The sequence below is a fragment of the Peribacillus sp. NPDC096622 genome, from assembly GCF_044762665.1.
Classification (GTDB): Bacteria; Bacillota; Bacilli; order Bacillales; family DSM-1321; genus Peribacillus; species Peribacillus frigoritolerans_B.
Genome location: NZ_JBIWES010000011.1, coordinates 74479 through 93167, shown reverse-complemented (window position 1 = coordinate 93167; position 18689 = coordinate 74479). Strand labels below are relative to the sequence as shown.

At 38.8% G+C, this 18689-nt stretch carries 19 protein-coding genes and 2 pseudogenes; 7 read left to right on the top strand and 14 right to left on the bottom strand.

Going from position 1 to position 18689, the window contains the following annotated elements; all coding sequences use genetic code 11:
* Window position 1 precedes the first annotated feature (1 nt).
* From ACIQYG_RS18905 to ACIQYG_RS18895, 3 genes are all read left to right on the top strand, one after another.
* Complete coding sequence (locus tag ACIQYG_RS18905) at window positions 2-1129, top strand: AbrB family transcriptional regulator (protein WP_402840935.1); 1128 nt, start codon at window positions 2-4, stop codon at window positions 1127-1129.
* Between the two features lie 392 nt (window positions 1130-1521).
* Window positions 1522-2844 (top strand): CitMHS family transporter, encoded by a 1323-nt coding sequence (locus ACIQYG_RS18900; protein ID WP_402840932.1) that lies wholly within the window; start codon window positions 1522-1524, stop codon window positions 2842-2844.
* 242 nt (window positions 2845-3086) lie between these two features.
* Window positions 3087-3569 carry a DUF456 domain-containing protein gene (locus ACIQYG_RS18895; RefSeq protein WP_402840929.1) on the top strand — a complete coding sequence of 161 codons (483 nt, stop codon included), beginning with the start codon at window positions 3087-3089 and terminating at the stop codon, window positions 3567-3569.
* A 198-nt stretch (window positions 3570-3767) separates the two neighbouring features.
* Here the strand turns inward: ACIQYG_RS18895 and ACIQYG_RS18890 are convergent, their stop codons facing one another.
* From ACIQYG_RS18890 to ACIQYG_RS18840, 11 genes and pseudogenes are all read right to left on the bottom strand, one after another.
* A complete protein-coding gene (locus ACIQYG_RS18890; RefSeq protein ID WP_402840926.1) occupies window positions 3768-4547 on the bottom strand; it encodes a sulfite exporter TauE/SafE family protein in 780 nt (259 codons plus the stop codon).
* A gap of 51 nt (window positions 4548-4598) precedes the next feature.
* On the bottom strand, window positions 4599-4826 hold the full coding sequence (locus ACIQYG_RS18885; protein WP_402840923.1) for a sulfurtransferase TusA family protein: 228 nt from the start codon (window positions 4824-4826) through the stop codon (window positions 4599-4601).
* Window positions 4827-4868: 42 nt separating this feature from the next.
* A complete protein-coding gene (locus ACIQYG_RS18880; RefSeq protein WP_402840920.1) occupies window positions 4869-5999 on the bottom strand; it encodes an MBL fold metallo-hydrolase in 1131 nt (376 codons plus the stop codon).
* 48 nt (window positions 6000-6047) lie between these two features.
* Window positions 6048-6149 (bottom strand): annotated as a pseudogene (locus tag ACIQYG_RS18875) (DsrE/DsrF/DrsH-like family protein); the annotation flags it as partial.
* A 22-nt stretch (window positions 6150-6171) separates the two neighbouring features.
* Window positions 6172-6744, bottom strand: coding sequence for a sulfurtransferase TusA family protein (locus ACIQYG_RS18870; protein ID WP_402840917.1), 573 nt, complete (start codon window positions 6742-6744; stop codon window positions 6172-6174).
* A gap of 43 nt (window positions 6745-6787) precedes the next feature.
* Entirely contained in the window at window positions 6788-7090 is a 303-nt protein-coding gene (locus tag ACIQYG_RS18865; RefSeq protein ID WP_402840915.1) for a rhodanese-like domain-containing protein, read from the bottom strand.
* 17 nt (window positions 7091-7107) lie between these two features.
* A pseudogene (locus ACIQYG_RS18860) lies at window positions 7108-7426 on the bottom strand (rhodanese-like domain-containing protein).
* 26 nt (window positions 7427-7452) lie between these two features.
* Window positions 7453-7932, bottom strand: coding sequence for a DsrE/DsrF/DrsH-like family protein (locus ACIQYG_RS18855; RefSeq protein ID WP_402840912.1), 480 nt, complete (start codon window positions 7930-7932; stop codon window positions 7453-7455).
* Window positions 7933-8045: 113 nt separating this feature from the next.
* On the bottom strand, window positions 8046-8351 hold the full coding sequence (locus tag ACIQYG_RS18850) for a monooxygenase (RefSeq protein WP_402840909.1): 306 nt from the start codon (window positions 8349-8351) through the stop codon (window positions 8046-8048).
* A 38-nt stretch (window positions 8352-8389) separates the two neighbouring features.
* Window positions 8390-8650: a metal-sensitive transcriptional regulator gene (locus ACIQYG_RS18845; RefSeq protein ID WP_402840906.1), complete on the bottom strand. Its 261-nt coding sequence runs from the start codon at window positions 8648-8650 to the stop codon at window positions 8390-8392.
* Between the two features lie 515 nt (window positions 8651-9165).
* Window positions 9166-10149, bottom strand: a complete 984-nt coding sequence (locus ACIQYG_RS18840) for a tRNA dihydrouridine synthase (RefSeq protein ID WP_402840903.1) — start codon at window positions 10147-10149, stop codon at window positions 9166-9168.
* A gap of 532 nt (window positions 10150-10681) precedes the next feature.
* Between ACIQYG_RS18840 and ACIQYG_RS18835 the strand changes: the two genes are divergently transcribed.
* Window positions 10682-12316 (top strand): acetolactate synthase large subunit, encoded by a 1635-nt coding sequence (locus tag ACIQYG_RS18835; RefSeq protein ID WP_402840900.1) that lies wholly within the window; start codon window positions 10682-10684, stop codon window positions 12314-12316.
* Window positions 12317-12343: 27 nt separating this feature from the next.
* The gene (locus ACIQYG_RS18830) at window positions 12344-13777 is read left to right on the top strand and encodes an aldehyde dehydrogenase family protein (protein ID WP_402840897.1); all 1434 of its coding nucleotides are present in this window, start codon (window positions 12344-12346) and stop codon (window positions 13775-13777) included.
* 272 nt (window positions 13778-14049) lie between these two features.
* On the opposite strand, the gene ACIQYG_RS18825 is transcribed toward ACIQYG_RS18830, so the two are convergent.
* A complete protein-coding gene (locus ACIQYG_RS18825; RefSeq protein ID WP_402840894.1) occupies window positions 14050-14451 on the bottom strand; it encodes a YybH family protein in 402 nt (133 codons plus the stop codon).
* A gap of 902 nt (window positions 14452-15353) precedes the next feature.
* Here ACIQYG_RS18825 and ACIQYG_RS18820 point away from each other — a divergent pair.
* On the top strand, window positions 15354-15722 hold the full coding sequence (locus tag ACIQYG_RS18820) for a (2Fe-2S) ferredoxin domain-containing protein (RefSeq protein ID WP_402840891.1): 369 nt from the start codon (window positions 15354-15356) through the stop codon (window positions 15720-15722).
* Window positions 15723-15760: 38 nt separating this feature from the next.
* A complete protein-coding gene (locus tag ACIQYG_RS18815; protein ID WP_402840888.1) occupies window positions 15761-16750 on the top strand; it encodes a CobW family GTP-binding protein in 990 nt (329 codons plus the stop codon).
* A 136-nt stretch (window positions 16751-16886) separates the two neighbouring features.
* On the opposite strand, the gene ACIQYG_RS18810 is transcribed toward ACIQYG_RS18815, so the two are convergent.
* Together ACIQYG_RS18810 and ACIQYG_RS18805 are read right to left on the bottom strand one after the other, a co-directional pair.
* Window positions 16887-17747, bottom strand: a complete 861-nt coding sequence (locus ACIQYG_RS18810) for an amidohydrolase family protein (protein ID WP_402840885.1) — start codon at window positions 17745-17747, stop codon at window positions 16887-16889.
* Window positions 17748-18202: 455 nt separating this feature from the next.
* Complete coding sequence (locus tag ACIQYG_RS18805; protein ID WP_156500350.1) at window positions 18203-18361, bottom strand: hypothetical protein; 159 nt, start codon at window positions 18359-18361, stop codon at window positions 18203-18205.
* Between the last annotated feature and the right edge of the window lie 328 nt (window positions 18362-18689).

Genomic DNA, 18689 nt, shown 5'->3' with positions numbered 1-18689 from the left:
TATGAAAAAGTGGGATTTAAATAATGCAAGCAAGACAATCCAATTTTCGGCTGCACTTCTAACTGCTTTTATTGGAGGCGGCCTTTTCTCTCTTATCAGGTTTCCAATCCCCTGGCTTCTTGGTCCAATGGCAGCCCTATTAATTGCATCACGTTTCAAAAACGTTAAATTGATTTGGCCCGTTTCGATGAGAAATACTGGATTAATTATTGTAGGTTATTCAATAGGCATCTCCTTTACCAAGAGCTCACTGTCTGATATGATTAGTCACCTTCCCTCAATGTTGATCCTTACAATCTTAATTGTCCTTGTGTGTGCATGTTCTGCTTTTGTTATGTCAAAATATTCCGGCATTGACTTTCCTACCTCCTTAACGAGTAGTATTCCTGGAGGTTTGTCACAAATCGTTGTGTTTGCAGAAGAAATGAAAGGTATTGATATTACTACCGTAACCTTTTTCCATGTTACAAGAGTGATAATGGTGGTTTTCTTAGTTCCCCTTTTAATTATCAGTCCCATTTTTGCAGCGAATCGTACCAATGATTCCTCTAAAATAATGGATAACGTTATTCCAGAGTGGAGTGATTTATTTCCTCTTATCTTTCTGTTCACCCTTATTTGTTTTCTCGCAGCAAGAATAGGGAAAATATTCAAGTTACCAGCTCCTTACTTTTTAGGACCAGTAATCGTTACTGCTGCAATAGGTCTTTTAGGTTTGCAGGGACCACCACTTCCTCTTTCACTTCTTGATATATCTCAATTTATGGTTGGCGGTTATATCGGTTTACTATTAAAACCGGAACAACTTGATAACAAAAGAAAAACCTTATTATTGGTTTTGATGAACGGACTAATCTTGATCTGCGCAACAATGTTTTTTAGTTTTCTACTGACCCAGTATTATGACTTATCGCCTATTACGGGTTTTTTAAGTTTAGCCCCTGGTGGAATGGATCAAATGGGAATCATTGCACAAGAAGTAAATGCTGATGTATCTACTGTTACCAGCTATCAACTATTTCGGATGGCTTTTATTTATGCCGCAGTGCCTCCATTACTAAAATTGGTATTAAAATTAAGTTTAAGAAAAAAAGACAAGAACAGAAATGTAAAACTAAATGTTAAATAAAAAAGAGGAAGCTTTGCTCAAGGACAATGAAAAATTCAGATTTATAAAGCAAAGAAGGTTATCATACACAATATTTAGATGATGACCTTCTTTTTTTTACTAAAAGTAGCATTAAATATAAAAAAATTTCGTTATTGAATCACTTATCCTTTGGCTTTATTTGTTCTCCTCCCCATTCTTTTTTTAAGAATAAATTATTTTGATACCAATACAAAAAAAATATGTATTTAACTTATTGTTCTCCCTGTATTACCTTTAATAAAGAAAAGCGCATAAGCATAGTGTAAAACTTATTAATCTACCAGCTGATTTTTCCGAAAAATCACAAAATTATTTCTAGTCACCTAGAGATCATTTGAAAGCGCATTCAAAATATGGGAGGGGATTTAATAATGTTTCTTACAATTTTAGGCATCTCCATGGTTACCGTTTTTACCTATTTAATTATGTCCAAACGTTTATCACCCATTGTTGCTTTAACTTTAGTTCCGATCGTTTTTGCAGTAGTTGGTGGTTTTGGAAGTAAAATTGGCACTATGATGATGGAAGGCATTAAGCTAGTCGCTCCTTCTGCAGCTCTATTATTATTCGCCATATTGTTTTTTGGTATTATGATAGACACAGGCTTATTTGACCCACTTATCAAAAAGTTATTAAAAGTTGTCAAGGGTGATCCTGTCAAAATTTCGATAGGTACCACAATTCTTGCATTACTCGTGGCCCTAGATGGAGACGGGACAACAACGTATATCATTACTGTTTCTGCTATGTATCCACTTTATAAACGAATCGGTATGAATCCATTGGTTTTAGCTACAGTAGCCATGCTAGCTTTAAGTGTTATGAGTGGCATGACCCCCTGGGGTGGACCTGCTACCCGAGCAATAGCAGTATTGGGACTTGATGCATCCGAATTTTTTGTTCCACTTATTCCTACCATGATCGGTGGTGCTATTTGGGTTATTTTCGTGGCATTTATTTTAGGGAAAAAAGAACGTAAACGATTGGGTGTAATACACATAGAAGAGTTAAAAAATGAAATAGCTGCTACTGTAGAAAATGAAGCCACTGATGCATTACCTCATCTTGACATTAAACGCCCTCGTTTTTTATGGGTTAACTTATTAATTGTGGTAGGCATTATGGTCATTCTTATTATGGGATTGGTACCTTCCCCTATTTTATTTTTGGTCGGTTTCACTATTGCTTTAATGATTAACTACCCTAATCTGGAAATGCAAAAAAGACGTATCTTGGCACACTCTGGAAATGCCCTAATTGTTGTTCTACTAGTTTTTGCAGCTGGAGTATTTGCAGGAATCTTTTCCGGTACAAAAATGGTTGATGCTATTGCTAATGGACTGGTTGCGATAATACCAGCTTCATTAGGACAGTTTTTCCCTGTCATTGTTGGCATTACAAGTATGCCATTCACATTCGTTTTATCGAATGATGCCTATTATTTTGGAGTTCTCCCTATTCTTGCAGAGGCAGCTTCAGCCTATGGTATCAGTCCGTTAGAAATTGCTCGGGCTTCTATATTGGGACAACCCGCTCATTTAATGAGTCCACTTGTTGCATCAACCATTTTATTAGTTGGCATGGTTGATAAAGACCTTGGAGAATATCAGAAATTTGCATACAAATGGGTCATCTTGACATCGTTAATCTTAACAGTATTAGCTATAATTAGTGGCGCTATTTCTTTTTTGTAAAGTATACAAGTCCTTGTCTACTTGTTTGCTAGTAAATGACCCTTTCCAAAAACAACTACTAAGGACTTTTATCAATTTCATAGATGTGAGGAACAACAACTCTTGAAAGAATGACTCAGCGGCATATCATTAACGGATAATTACATATTCTACACATGGTAATCTAATATGGTGTTTGTCCCTAAATAGAAATATAATTTAATAGATATATGAAAAAGTAAGTATGAAAAGGTGGAGTTTCATTGGATATTTTATGGTGGGGGTTAACGATCGTCTTATTTGCTTTAAGTTTTGTAGGAATTATCTATCCTATTATCCCTTCGGTTGTTGCCATTTGGGGAGGATTCGCAGTTTATCAATTCCTCATTAATCCTGATGAGTTATCGTTATGGTTCTGGATCAGTATGGTTGTGTTGAGCGGTGTATTAATCGCGGCAGACATTATAGCAAATAGTTATTTTGTTAAAAAGTATGGGGGGTCAAAAATATCCGAGACAATAGCAGCTATTGCCACGATTGTTGGTTCATTTGTCTTTCCTCCTTTTGGAATAATTCTCGTACCATTTTTAGCAGTCCTCGTTTCGGAATTAATCATTCAAAAAGATATAATGCAGGCTACTAAAGTTGGGTTTGCAACTATCATCGGTTTTTTAGGCGGCAGCTTAGCCAAAGTATTAATTCAATTATTGATGATTGTTTGGTTTATTTTAGCAGTAATCTTTTAATTATTTATAAACGGTCACATAAGGAAAAAGCTGACTCTCAACAGTCAGCTTTTTCTATTAACAGAAGTCCCATTAACTTATCTGGTACAAGATAATAAGAAAAAAAGTGATGGAGGAAAAGGAATTATTAGTGTGGTCTATTGTGAACAATTCTTTAACGATATAACTTTTCACAACTGCTCCCTTCCGTGTCAAAACTCAAGTCATGATCCCCGCCCAAGTTTTCACAGCCGTCGCTAAAATCAATAGAGCCAGTATGACTTGCAGCACTTTTACATTCATTTTTTTACCGGCCATTGCCCCAAGCGGGGATGCTATTAAACTCGCTACCACCATGATCAAAGCCGGATAGAAGTCAACTTGCCCCGTTGAGATTTTCCCTGCTGTTGCACCAACGGATGAAATGAATGTGATTGCTAATGAAGACGCAATCGTGACCCTTGTTGGAATTCTTAAAATGATAAGCATGATGGGAACTAATAGAAAGCCGCCTCCGGCACCGACAATCCCGGCACCTAAACCAACGATTAGTGCTAGGATGGCCGCAAGCCATTTATTAAAGGTAACTTGATCCACAGGAATGTCATCTATCCCTTTCTTCGGAATGAACATCATGACCGCCGCTATCAACGCCAAAATGCCATAGACGATATTCACTCCGTTTTCCGACATCGATTGTGATCCAAAACTTCCAACCACGCTTCCAATCAACACACTGATCCCCATGTAGAGAATAAGCGTTTTATTTAAATGTCCGCTATTACGATAGCTCCATATACCTCCGATGGAAGCGAATAAGACTTGTACAGCACTTATACCTGTCACATCATGGGCACTAAATGCCGCTAAACCGAAGATTGGGGGAATAAACAGCAGCATTGGATAATTTATTATCGAACCGCCGATGCCGAGCATCCCTGAAACGTATGAACCTATAAAACCAATCAAAAAGATGGTAATGATAAAGGTTATATCCATTGTAAGTGCCTCCCTTAAAAGAAGGGAACCCAAATGGTCCCCTCCTCTTTATCAGCCTTTTCTGATCCAAAATTTCAGTATATCATTTTCTTCTGCCATTTCCACCAGTTCATGGCCACCGGATTTTGACCAAGCGGCCAAGTCTGCTTTAGCTCCTTTATCGGTTACATGTATTTCCAGCACTTGCCCGGTTTGCAAATCATTCATGGCTTTTCTCGTTTTGACGATCGGCATTGGACATGCAAGTCCCTTAGCATCTAGCACTATATCTGAATTCATATTTCATCTCTCCTATTTTCTTGGTTTCTATTTTTATCGGTATTAGCGAACCGCACAGCGATTTGGTCCAATTTCCATTTCGCGCTGTTTTTCATCATCGGGTTCGATTTTCCCCATATTGGTTTCGCGAATTTCTTGATAGGCGTTTGGCTGTGGCGGTAAATTACCTGTTACCAGCCCTCTGAATTCCGTTTCATCCGCTATGTTCAATCCGTGATTTTCAGCAAACAGCGTACCCAACTTTTTAGCGACACTTCCATCTTCATTCAATTCATCAATAATCATGAAATGTGATGGCAATACAATTAACTCGTCTGATAATTTTTTATAACGTGTATACAGTGTTTCTCTCAAGTCCCCTACCCAATCTTCAGCCAAACCAGCTAGGTCCGGCCTGCCAATGGAATCGATGAATAGTATATCCCCGCTTAGCAAGTATTTTTGATCCACCACAAATGAAGTGGATCCAATGGTATGGCCCGGGGAGTATAATGCTTGGATATCAATCGCTGTATGACCGATCGTTATCACTTTCCCGCTTTCTAATGGCTGATATTCAAAAGTTACTTCAGCCGCATCTTTTGGCGGCAGCCAGTAAGCTGCATTTGTTACTTCCACGATTCGTCTTCCACCTGAAATATGATCGGCATGTAAGTGCGTATCCAGAACATGTGTAACCTTCACCCCGATATCATCGGCGAAATCAAGATAGGCATCTATCATTCTTGTGGAATCGATAACTGCTGCTTCACCATTGGAAACGACCATGTAAGATAAACAGCCTTTACCAAGTCGAACAAATTGGTAAATTTCGGCACCATTTGTCAATTCGCCTATCCTCACCGGTTCCAAGTGTTCACTCCATGCTTTCATGCCGCCCTTTAAATAAAAAACATCCAATCCAGCTTCAGATAACATTTCAGCTACCATGACGGATGAGCCTTCCTTTGCACATACTACCAGGATTTCTTTATTGGCCGCCGGGAGTTGATCGAGAATTTCTTCCACGCCATCCAGAAGATCAAAGTAAGGGATATTAACGAATTCGAAATTCCGCCCTTCAATTTTCCAATCATTAAAGTCACTTTCATTTCGAACATCCAAAATAAATAAGTCAGTTTTATTGATTACTTTCTTTGAAACCTCAGCGGCTGTCATTTGCTTATACGTCATTCTTTATACCCCCTATAGTATTAATATTTTCAAAAATTTTTTCCTTCATTAAAAGGTTAATGTAACATCATCATCTTTAGCGAACTCAAAAAATGTGACCGCTCCACCTACTTCGATTCCGTCAACGAAAGCTTCTTTTCCCATGCCCATACCAAGGTCATTTGATACCCCTTTATTCATTCACGGATTTTTGTGAAGGACCGTTCCATTGGCTCATACCTGGTGCAACATTGAAAACCCGTTCAAATCCAGCCGCGGTCAGTTTTTGTGCAGCAAGATCACTTCGGCTGCCTGTACGGCAAATCACGAAAATCTCTGACTCTATTTCCAGTTCATCCATACGTTGTTCCAATTCACCCAATGGAAGGGATCTTGCTTCTGGAATATGATTAAAAGCATATTCTGCGGATTCTCGGACATCCAGGATGATCGTATTTCTGTTTTCTTCCATTACTTGTAGAAGTTCTTCATTTGAAATGATTTTTCCATGCTTCTTCACTTCTGTTTCTTCTCCGCTTGCTTTCCGAAGATAATGTTTTAGTGTGGTTCCTTCTTCAACCGTACCCAAGTATTGATGACCTGAACTTTCCGCCCAGGCTTTCATATCGGCGGTTGACCCTTTATCAGTTGCTTGAACTTCCAGTACTTCCCCCGCTTCCAGGCCATTCATTGCTATTTTCGTTTTTACGATTGGCATTGGACAAGCTAAACCTATAGCATCCAAAACGGAATTTGTTTTAATCATTTTATTTCCTCCTTCTATCATAGGGATGGGGGTATATTCAAATTTAATATTTTTCTGTAGGACCTTCCCATTCATTCATACCACCCATCATATTCAACACTTTATATCCATGACCCTCAAGTAACTGTGCAGCCTTTGAACTTCTGCCCCCTGACCGGCAGACCATGATATACTCTTTTGATTTATCCAGATCCTGCATTCTAAATTCCACTAGGCCCAACGGGATGTTCAAAGCATTTGGTATTTTCCCTGCCTTTACTTCATCCACCTCCCGCACATCAATAATGTGGACTGGCGAGTTACCCTTCAATAATGCGTTCACTTCATTCTGTAAAATTTCTTTCATCTTTTAAGATACTCCTTTTATTCGCGCCAAGAAATCATGCCGCCTTTTACGTTGGTGACTTCATTAAAGCCTAGTTTTTTCAATGCTTTACTCGCTTTACTGCTCCTGATCTCGCTTTGGCAGATTACAATCACTTCACTATCTTTTGAAAGTTCTTGTGTCCTTTTGCAATTCATTAGGGGTACGGACATCAATCAATTGCTTATTTCCTTTATTATTCAACACAGCTTTTAGCTCAGCAGCATTTATATTTTTTATCCCCTTTACAGGGACAAAGCGCTGATATAAAAACCAAACGATGAAACCTAATATGATGAGATTAAATATAGTTCCCATTGGACTCATCCCTCCGGTACCCAAATTTATATAAATAAGTTTACATTTCCATCCTCTGCTTCAGCTAAATAAGCCGCAACACCTGCATACTCAATTCCAGCCAATAATTCCTCTTGCTGCAAGCCTAATAAATCCATTGTCATCGTACAGGCTATCAGTTTGATTTCTTGTTCTTGGGCCAACCCAATTAAATTTGGGAGTGACATGGCGTTATGCTTTTTCATCACATGTTTGATCATTTTGGGACCCATCCCAGCAAAGTTCATATTGGATAACCCCATTTTATCAGAACCACGCGGCATCATTTTTGCAAACATTTTTTCAAGAAATCCTTTTTTTAATGAAACCGGCTCATTCTTCCTTAAAGCGTTCAATCCCCAGAATGTATGGAAGATGGTCACTTCATGATCGTAAGCCGCAGCACCATTTGCAATGATATAAGCCGCCATTGCCTTATCATAATCACCACTAAATAAAATGATCGTCGTTCTTTTCTTTTCAGTCATTATGCTTTCCCCCTGTTCGAAATTTCATTTCAAGCTTTTATACCCAACAGGGTATATGTTATGCTAAAAAAATAGTTGGTCAACCCACTTCACAAAAAAATGAATGATTTTCTTTATTTACTTGGTCCATGATTGATTGAAGTCAAACCTTCATTCACTTCGAATATTTTCCCATTAACATTCTCTATACCAAACCCTTTTAACCGAGCTGTATGCATAGTCAAGTACTTATATGCGGATTCCTTCGTTTCAAACAGATAAATGCCGCCTGCTTCCTTTGCCTCACTATCTTCCGTCCAAATCTTCCAGATCAAGCCTTCTTCACCATTAATGCTTTTTGCTAAATCTGTAAATTCTTTTACCATTTCGTTGCCGAATGGTCCCTCCATTTTAAAATCCACTTGTAAAATATAAGACATGAATAACACTCCTTTTTCTACAGGTCAGGTCAATTCTTTTACCTGCTTCTTATTAGTAAATTAACCGCTTCCTTGACTAGATTATCAGTGCCTTCTCCATTCTCGACGTTTTCCCGGACGCATTGTTCAAGATTGGCACTTACGATAACACCCATGGTCCTATCGATGGCACTTCGAGCAGCTGACAACTGAGTGACGATTTCCCTGCAATCCTTACCCTGCTCCATCATTCCAAGAACACCCTTGATTTGACCTTCAATCCGCTTCAAGCGATTAATGACACTTTTATCATACTCCATACTCCGCCCTCCCATCTATTTACAACAATCACTAATCTCCTTTTGATTAAAAAGCGCAGCACCAAGTTCACCTTCCCTATTTATCAAAAGCCATTATCGTGAATTTGTTCATTTTACTCGTGAGTTTGCGTGCTTTTCTCTTGAGTTTGCGCATTTTACTCGTGAATTTACACGTTTTACTCGTGAATTTGGGCATTTTACTCGTGAATTTACACGTTTTACTCGTGAGTTTGTGTTTTCTTAACTGGTAGGTTCATATTATACCCACCTGGGTATATTGTCAAGCCGTTTAATCTTCACTGTTAAAAAATAAACGCCACCTAGTACTAAAAACAAAAGGATTAAACTGACCTCTTGGCGGGAATTTCATTTGTTTAACAATCACCAAAAATAAAAACGTGCCTTTTTGTGGGCACGTTTTTATTTTTGGTCCTACCTGAATCTAAATTCGCATACAAGCGATATTGGTCGCAGTTTAACGTCCTACTACGCTTTTACCTTGAATGGGGAAACTTCTACTGTTCCCCCATTCCATCAAGATTGTTTGACCCAAAGTTTTCGAGCAAAGCACGCGCTTCATCTGTTGACTCTGTGTTCATTAATTGAACTCTTAATTCACTTGCCCCTCGAAACCCACGGACATATATCTTAAAAAAGCGATGAAGAGCCTTGAACGGACGTAGCTCTAATTTTGAATATTTATCATGGAGATCCAGATGCAACCTTAAGAGATCAAGCAATTCCTTACTACTATGATCTTTCGTCTCCTTTTCAAAGGCAAATGGATTATTGAAAATACCACGCCCAATCATAACTCCATCAATACCGTATTGATGAGCGAGCTTTAAGCCAGTTTGACGGTCAGGGATATCCCCATTGATCGTCAAGAGCGTATCTGGCGCCACCCGGTCACGAAGTTTCTTAATCTCCGGGATTAGTTCCCAATGAGCATCTACTTTACTCATTTCCTTTCTTGTACGTAGATGAATGGAAAGGTTAACAATGTCTTGTTCCAATATGTGTGTTAGCCAGTCGTGCCATTCGTCTACATCCGTGTAACCAAGCCTTGTCTTTACACTTACGGGCAATCCTCCTGCTTTTGCTGCTTGTATTAATTCTGCTGCAACTTCTGGACGACGGATAAGGCCACTTCCCTTCCCATTCTGTGTCACATTAGGTACAGGACAGCCCATATTGATATCCACACCCCGAAAGCCTAGTTCCGCCATACCTATGCTCATTTGCCGAAAGTATTCAGGCTTATCCCCCCAGATATGGGCTACAATTGGTTGTTCATCCTCTGTAAAAGTCAAACGCCCACGCACACTGCGGATGCCCTCTGGGTGACAATAACTCTCCGTGTTTGTAAACTCTGTAAAAAACACATCAGGTCTGGCTGCTTCACTCACTACATGGCGAAAAACTACATCCGTCACATCTTCCATTGGTGCCAGTATAAAAAAAGGTCGTGGTAAATCACGCCAAAAATTATCTATCATAGTAAAATTCAAATCCTTCCATATGGGAAACCAGGCCAACCTCTTATCCCAAAATTAAAAAGTAAAATGTACCTGCTTCTTCTTTTACATTTTTACCATGCTAAAACACTTTTTATCAAACTGATCCCGACATCCGGGTTTGTATCGGAAATGTTTATTATAACTTCACAATCTCTGTACCACAACCAAAATATCTCCTGCTGAAATCCACCCCATTAACCAGCATCCCACTGTTCGAGTTAAAATAAAGTTTTGCTAAAAAAAGACTGAAAAGCAAATTGAAAGAACAGTGGATTGACAAGCGGTTAACAGGAAAAAGCCCCCAAAATCGCAAAAGTATAAATGAGATGATAAATAAACGACTTGCGATTTCCATTTTACTTCTCCAGGTTATGACTATTGATGTAAATTTAATAAAACCTGAATTAGAGTTGAATGTTCGAAATGGTTTTAATATACCCAAGTACATAATTTCGAGTAGCCAAAGCCAACATATAGGGAAAGAAATTGAAATGGTCGAGGAGGGAATAATTTGAAGGCATCTGATTTGTTTGTAAGATGTTTAGAGAATGAAGGGGTTCAGTATATTTTTGGGATACCTGGTGAGGAAAATACGGATCTTATTGATTCTTTAATAAACTCTGATATTGAATTTATCTTGGTTCATCATGAACAAGCTGCAGCTTTTATGGCAGACATCTATGGCCGGCTAACTGGGAAGCCTGGCGTCTGCTTGGGTACATTGGGACCGGGTGCAACTAATTTATTGACAGGGATAGGAAGTGCTTATCTGGATTATTCCCCTGTTGTCGCGATTACAGGTCAGGCGGGCCTTGATCGCATTCATAAGGAGTCGCATCAATATGTGGACATTATTGGCGTTTTTGAGGAAGTAACGAAATGGAATCAACAAATTAAGGTGCCGCATACGATTCCCGAAATTATCCGTAAAGCATTTAAAACGGCTGTCATAGAAAAGCCGGGAGCTGTTCATATAGAACTTCCGGAAGATGTGGCGATGATGGATACGGAAGGGGAACCTCTTCCGGTTACACCAATGCCTAGATCCCGCCCAGCCGAGGAAGAAATCAAAAAAGCCGTCGAATTAATAAATCGCGCTAAAAAGCCTATTATGCTAGCTGGTAATGGCGTGATCCGCGATGGAGCTGCTGAGGTTTTGCGGAAATTTGCAGAAGAGAAGCAAATTCCCGTTGTGAATTCGTTCATGGCCAAAGGAGTTTTACCTTCTGACCATCCATTGTCCCTTTTTACAGTAGGGATGCAAGCAAGGGATTATGTTCTATGCGGGTTTGATTTGGCCGATCTTATTATCACCGTCGGCTATGATTTCGTCGAGTATTTGCCAAAGTATTGGAACGATGAAGCAATGAATCCGATTGTCCATATTGATGCTCGACCGGCCGAAATAGATGCTTATTACCCCGTTCAAGCAGAATTGGTCGGGAACGTTACGGAGGCACTTGAAGCCTTGACGACTGGTGTAGCAAAAAAAGAACTTTGGCCAGAAGTGAAAAGGTTAAGGTCTCAAATCATTGAAAAATTTCATGCCTCGGATGATGTATCAGGAAGCCCTATCATCCCTCAGCGAATCATTGCCGATTTGAAAAGGGCGGAAAAGGGCAATGCCATTGTCATTTCGGATGTGGGTGCCCATAAATTATGGATTGCCCGGATGTATCAGCCGGAAATCCCTAATCACACTATCATTTCTAATGGCTTTGCATCGATGGGAATCGCCATTCCCGGCGCAATTGCAGCCAAATTGGCAAAGCCTGATAAACCTGTCATTGCGGTTACAGGGGATGGTGGATTCCTGATGAATGGAGTTGAATTGGCAACAGCAAAACGTCTAGGCCTTGCCTTCGTGATAGTCATTTTCCATGATTCAAAATACGGCCTAATTGAGTGGAAGCAATTGAATAAATTTGATCGTACGAATGCGATTGAATTTACAGACCCAGACTTTTTAGGATTCGCAAAAAGTTTTGGGGTTAAAGGAGTGAAAGTAACCCACTCTGATGAATTGCTTCATTCATTAGAAGAAGCGATTTCGAGTCAGGAAATTGTCTTGATTGATGTGGATGTCGATTATTCGGAAAATGTAAAGCTCTCGAAAACACTAGGTGATTATATTTGTAAATTATAGAAGCAGATATTATTGGAGGGATTTCAAATGAAGAAAAAGTGGCAATTGTGGATCGGTGGTAAATGGCGGGAGGCTAAATCATATGAGCCATTATATAATCCCCATTCAAACGAAGAAATTGCACAAATCGGACAGGCTGAACCAGCGGATGCCATTGAAGCGATTGTTGAGGCCAATGCAGCTTTTCAGAAATACCGATCCTATCCGGCTCATGCACGAGCAGAAATTTTATTTAAAGCTGCAGCAATCATGGAAGAACGCAGTGAAGAACTTGCAAGAATCATTTCTCTAGAGGCGGCGAAAACGATTCGAAACGCTCGTGAAGAAATGAATCGTACGGTTCAGACCTATCGTTTTGCTGCAGAAGCGTCAAAGAACAATTATGGAGAACAAATCCCGATGGATGCGGCAGTTGGTGGGGTAAACCGTTTTGGCTTCACGGTTCGCACCCCGATTGGCGTCGTTACCGCGATTACCCCATTTAACTTTCCCTTTAATCTGGTCGCCCATAAAGTTGGCCCGGCTATTGCGGCTGGAAATTCGATTGTGTTAAAACCTGCCGAACAAACCCCGTTGAGTTCACTGGTTCTTGCCGATATTTTTAAAGAAGCAGGTTTGCCGGATGGAGTATTGAACATCATACCGGGCAAAGGGGATGTTTTAAGTGAAGCGTTGACGACCCATCCACATGTAAAAAAAGTGACTTTCACTGGGAGTGTAGAGGTCGGACACCTTATCCAGCAGCAGGCAGGCTTCCGTAAGCTTACACTTGAACTCGGGTCCAATTCCCCTTTCATCATTGATGAAGGAGTCGACATCGATCAAATTATTCAAAGAAGTGTAATGGGTTCATTTACGAATAATGGGCAGGTGTGCATCTCGATTCAACGAATTTATGTCCACAAATCACTATACCCACAATTTTTAGATCGATTCGTCAGTGCTACAAAACAGCTTGTCATCGGTTCTCCCCTGGAGGAAAATACAAATATTACAGCGGTTATTTCAAAAAAATCATTGGAACGGTTACAAAGTTGGATTGACGAGGCAGTACAGGAAGGAGCAAAAATTGAGTGTGGCGGTACAGTGGAAGGCAATGTACTATTGCCTACCGTTTTAACAAATGTAAATCGTGACTCAAAGGTATTTCGTTTCGAAGTATTTGGTCCAATTGTCTGCATTTTCCCTTTCGATACATTGGATGATGCCATCAATGATGCAAATGATTCGCGTTACGGATTGAACTCAGGTGTGATGACTCCGAGTATCGAACGAGCTTTTTATGCGGCGGAACGCTTGGAAACAGGTGGAGTCGTAATCAATGATATCCCAACTTACCGGATTGATAATATGCCTTATGGCGGCTGGAAGGATAGCGGAGTTGGCCGGGAAGGCGTCAAATATGCGATGCAAGAAATGATGGAGCAGAAGTTTATCAGCTTTAAAATTAGCGACCATTGAGAAATATTAACCCGTAGTATATGAGACGGCGATATCTTAAAGATTTCGTCTTCTTGTTTTGTCGTAAATTGATGTTTTTATTGTAGTCTTTGTTCTTATAATTAATGGGCACAATCATTTCTTCATTTCATCATCGCTTCTATCATAAGCGATTTTTTCATAACTAAAAACTGTTTTTTTATTTTCTCTTTCAAAAATGCCTATTAGTTACATACTGAAGTAATCTAGTCGAAAAAAAATAAAAAGCCACCATAAACGGCAGCTTTCACCAGTCACTTCAATTCTTCAATTATTTCAGCACCATAAGAGTTGTCGATTAAGCAGCGCCATGTACCCGTGGGATCCTTTTTAAAAACATATGTCGCTGTTCTTTCCATCGAGAATTCGGAATCGTCCTTTTGATTGGCACTTAGCTGGGCTTTTGCCACAACCAATGCCGTCTCACCCGTTTCGATTATTGCCATCTTTTCTTGATTGACGATTAAACTGTGATTAAAGTATTCAGCGATAGCAATGAATGCCCGGCGAATTTCCTCTTTCCCTTTTGCGAATCTTCCTGGTTTGACAACTAAAGTTGCATCCTCTGAATAGAACTCCATTAAATGATCGAAATCCTCATTATTTATTGCCCTGTCCGCATTTTTTATGACTTGTTCCAGCTCGTGATTCTGCATATTCACCCTCCTATTCAGCTTCTCTTAAATTAGACCGCTCTTTTACTAATTGATGTTCGACTGCCATGATGGAGTTTCCTGCTCTATAGTGAATAAGAAAAATAAACAAAGTAAAGAACAAAGTAAGAATGAAATACGATGGTGCCATCCCTGCTCCCTTCCTTCTCCCTATTAACAAGAAGACTTTTTATGAACAATGCCTGGCTCCATTTATCGAATTAAAGGTATATCAATTTTACAGATAAACGGGAAACATTTCTCTTCCAATATGCTTATAGCATGCCCTTTCATCCAAAATCAGGTTTAAAGGTGAACAATATACTAGTGTTTATCGGGGATGGATTAGGCTACTGCTACCTAAAGAAATCACTGAGTAATTTAGAATAAAATAGCATGTCCTTGGAACATTAACTCTTGCTGAACGTTTTAGTGTTTGCACATGGCTTAAAAAAGGGGTAAAATAATATAAATCGTAATGATTACGTTTTAATATTTCGTACAATATTTATGAGAAAGGAGAAAAATACGTAACAAAGAAATCGAAGGTGGCAAAAGTGAAGCAGCACTGATATTAGTTGAAAATCTCGTTTGACCTGAAAAAGGAATTAAAAGCGGAAAAGTAGACTTCCCCTACTTGACTGCATAATCGTTTCTAGATTACGGGATGACCTTAAGGATATTTAAGAAAGATTAAGGTGTTTAGAATCGCCCTTTTGGGAGTTAATACATAAAGGTTTACTTCCAGGCATCAAAAAATCAAGTTGGTTAACACAGCCTTTCAAGGTTTTAGCTCTACTGATAATTACTCGATATAGGGAATTTAGTTGTTTAGAAAGTTTAAAATGAGCTAATAATCGATTGTAAATCGTAATTATTACGATTTATTGGGAGGGAAATTAAATATGGCCACATGGAATTTAAGTAATACGAAGCATCATGTTCTCCTTTGTAACGGTAGCAGCTGTAATGAGGTCGGATCAGAGGAACTGACTCAAGCAATTCGTAAAGAAATCTCAGACCGACAGGTAGACGACACCATTCATACAACTCGCACACGTTGTAATGGAAGATGCCATGATAAGTGCGTTGTCATCGCCTATCCCAGAGGGACATGGTATAAGGATTTAAAACCTGAGGATGCCTCCCCCTTCGTCGATTCACTCCTTGCTAATGAGGATTATACATCGAAAGTAAGTCACTCATTTCTTGGAGATGGTTTTGAACGCGCAGAAGGGGTTGTCACCGGGCTTCAAAAGACAAGGAAAAAGTAATCAGAGTATCAAAAATAAAATAAATGGAGAGAAAAAATATGAATTTAATCGAAACAAACAAAATCCCGGTCACCATTCTGACTGGATATTTAGGTGCAGGTAAAACAACGCTTTTAAATCGGATCCTTACAGAAAAGCACAATCAAAAGATCGCGGTTATTGTTAATGAGTATGGTGAAGTTGGGATAGACAACCAGTTAGTAGTCGATGCTGATGAGGAAATATTGGAGATGAACAATGGTTGCATCTGTTGTACGGTTCGAGGGGATTTAATTCGTATCCTACGAACTCTGGTCTTTTCAAGTGAACAGGGCAAGACAAAATTCGATCGTGTTTTGATTGAGACAACAGGTTTAGCTGATCCGGCACCTGTTGCCCAGACCTTTTTTATGGATGAATTACTATCCGATAAATTCGAAGTGGACAGTATTGTCACTGTAGTGGATAGCATGCATGTTACAAAGCATTTGGATAGTCATGATGAGGCACAAGAGCAAATTGCTTTCGCTGATGTGATTATTCTAAATAAAACGGATTTAGTATCTGATGACGACCTGAATACGTTGGAGCGAAGACTTACCAACATGAATCCTGCAGCTAAGAGAATGCATGCTCAAAACTGCAATATAAATTTAAGGGACATTTTGGGAATTAATACGTTCGATGTGAATCGCAAGCTTGAAATTGACCCACATTTCTTAGAAGATCATCACCATCACCATCATGATGATAAAGTGTCATCGATCGCCTTCCGCGAAGAGAAGCCACTCGATTTCGAAAAGATAAATGAATGGATGAGTTACCTTGTTCAAGAAAAAGGGGAAGATCTATTACGATATAAAGGCATTCTTCATATACAAGGAATCCAACAACGAATAGTATTCCAGGGACTTCATATGTTATTTTCAGGAAGACCAGATCGGAAATGGAAAGACAGTGAAACAAGACGAAGTGAACTTGTTTTTATTGGAAAGGACCTAAATAAAGATGAGTTAGAACAGCAATTTAAAAATTGCATAGCGAACTAACGGAAAGAACCCGATGTAGAGATTAACTGAAAATTTTCAGTTAATCTCTACATTCACAATGAAAAGGCAACTTCCTTACCTATATTTGTTCACTTCACTTAGCTAAATAATCTTTTAACTGATCTGTTGATATGAATTAATCAATCAATGCTAAAAAGTTTTTTCCAAGTATGTATTCCTTTTGGTTATCAGGAATTTGAAGTGAATCAACCCAACTCTTCTTTGTCAAATAGTCATAATCATTAAACTTTTTCATTCCATATGGTCCGTCGCAACCATAAAGAACTTTACGATATCCTAAAGATTCCACTGCCTTCTTTACAATAGATGGATTAAGATAATCACTTGAGGTATCAACAAATACATTTGGTTGATTCTTAACGTAGTTCCATAGTTTTTTCCAAAAAGGAAGACCGGCGTGAGCATAAATTAATTTAAGCTCTGGGTAATTCTCAGGTAAGTATTTATAGGAATCTGGTTCAGAAGATAGATGAATAATCATTGGTATACCTTTTGTTTCACACATAGCTGCAACTGGATCAAGTGCCTTAATACTATATTCATGCATGAATGGATGAGCTTTCACCCCAATAAAACCAGGTTTATTAAGATATATTTCTACCTCTTCCACTGATACATGAATCATCGGGTTAACTGCTACCCAGCCTAGTAACCTGTCTGGAAATCGATCAATTGCAGTAGCAACAATATCATTGTCCGGCTTGGTGAAAATCTTGTATGAATTTCCATAAAGTTTCAAATAGCCATCCTTTACTAGACCATCATAAATTCCGAGCCCAATTTGAGGTACATTTAGTATTAGAAAACGGAATAAGTGTTGTAAACCTTGTTGAAAAATGCTATCCAATTCAAACATTGTTCCGTTCATGGGGGCAATTAGCGCTGTTTTGGTTACATCATTTTTATCCATACCCTCTATCATTTTTTCTAGAGTCAACATTGTTTCATCCACATGAAAATGGCAATCAATAATCATTTTAATCCCCCTTCGAATTAAACGTTCTTAATTATATGATCAAACCACTTAACTGTATCACCATCCATGACCCGAACTAAACTGCCTCTTTAGCACCTTAAGAAAAAGAGCTGCCCATGCAACTCCCTAATTGAAAAAAAAACCTTAGATTAAGTCATGAAGTTGGTTTTTATCTTAAATGGTTTTGTGTAAAAATACTCTACTAATGCCTTAATCTCACGGCTTTCGGCTCGTTTGAAATGGCGGCAGTAGCTGTAAATGGTACAGGAACCTGCGGAATGTAGGCGAAACATGAGTCATACAAGTAGTCGTTATCGCATCATTTAATACCGAAGCGACACGACATGTAAGGTAGCGGTTCATTTCTTTCTGTACAGTCTGTAGTGCTACCGCACGTAATGTTCAATAAGAAAAAACGTCCATACTTTATTGTAGGGCCGCCCCATTAAAAATATTTACTCCATCATCTTCCTCATATTCTGTATCTCTATATTAATCTTCCGTATTTGCTTGTCAATTTCATCAATTTGAAGGTTAGTGGCTCCTTGTTTTCTTTTTTCCAACAGTTCATCTCGTAATCTTTTTAAAAAAACCACTCTACCTAACAAGCCCATCCCATACCCACCTTTGTTTATAAATTCCTTTAACCAAAAGAGGACTAGTATAAATTTTTCACCTTTCTGGACCATTGCCTCACATTTATTTCCCCATTCATTTTTACTTTATAACTAATCACTTCAATTAAAAACTCTTTTCTGAGATTTAGACAGACTTAATAGAAGGTATTTTTATAAATATAATTGGTAATGGAAAAAAAAGCAATTAGTATGTCAGGTTAAATAACATAGTTTCATTGACCATATTAATCAACTAATATATTTTGTGGTTTAACAATGAAGCCTTTTTAGTAACCAGAAAATCATACCGACAGTGGGATAATTC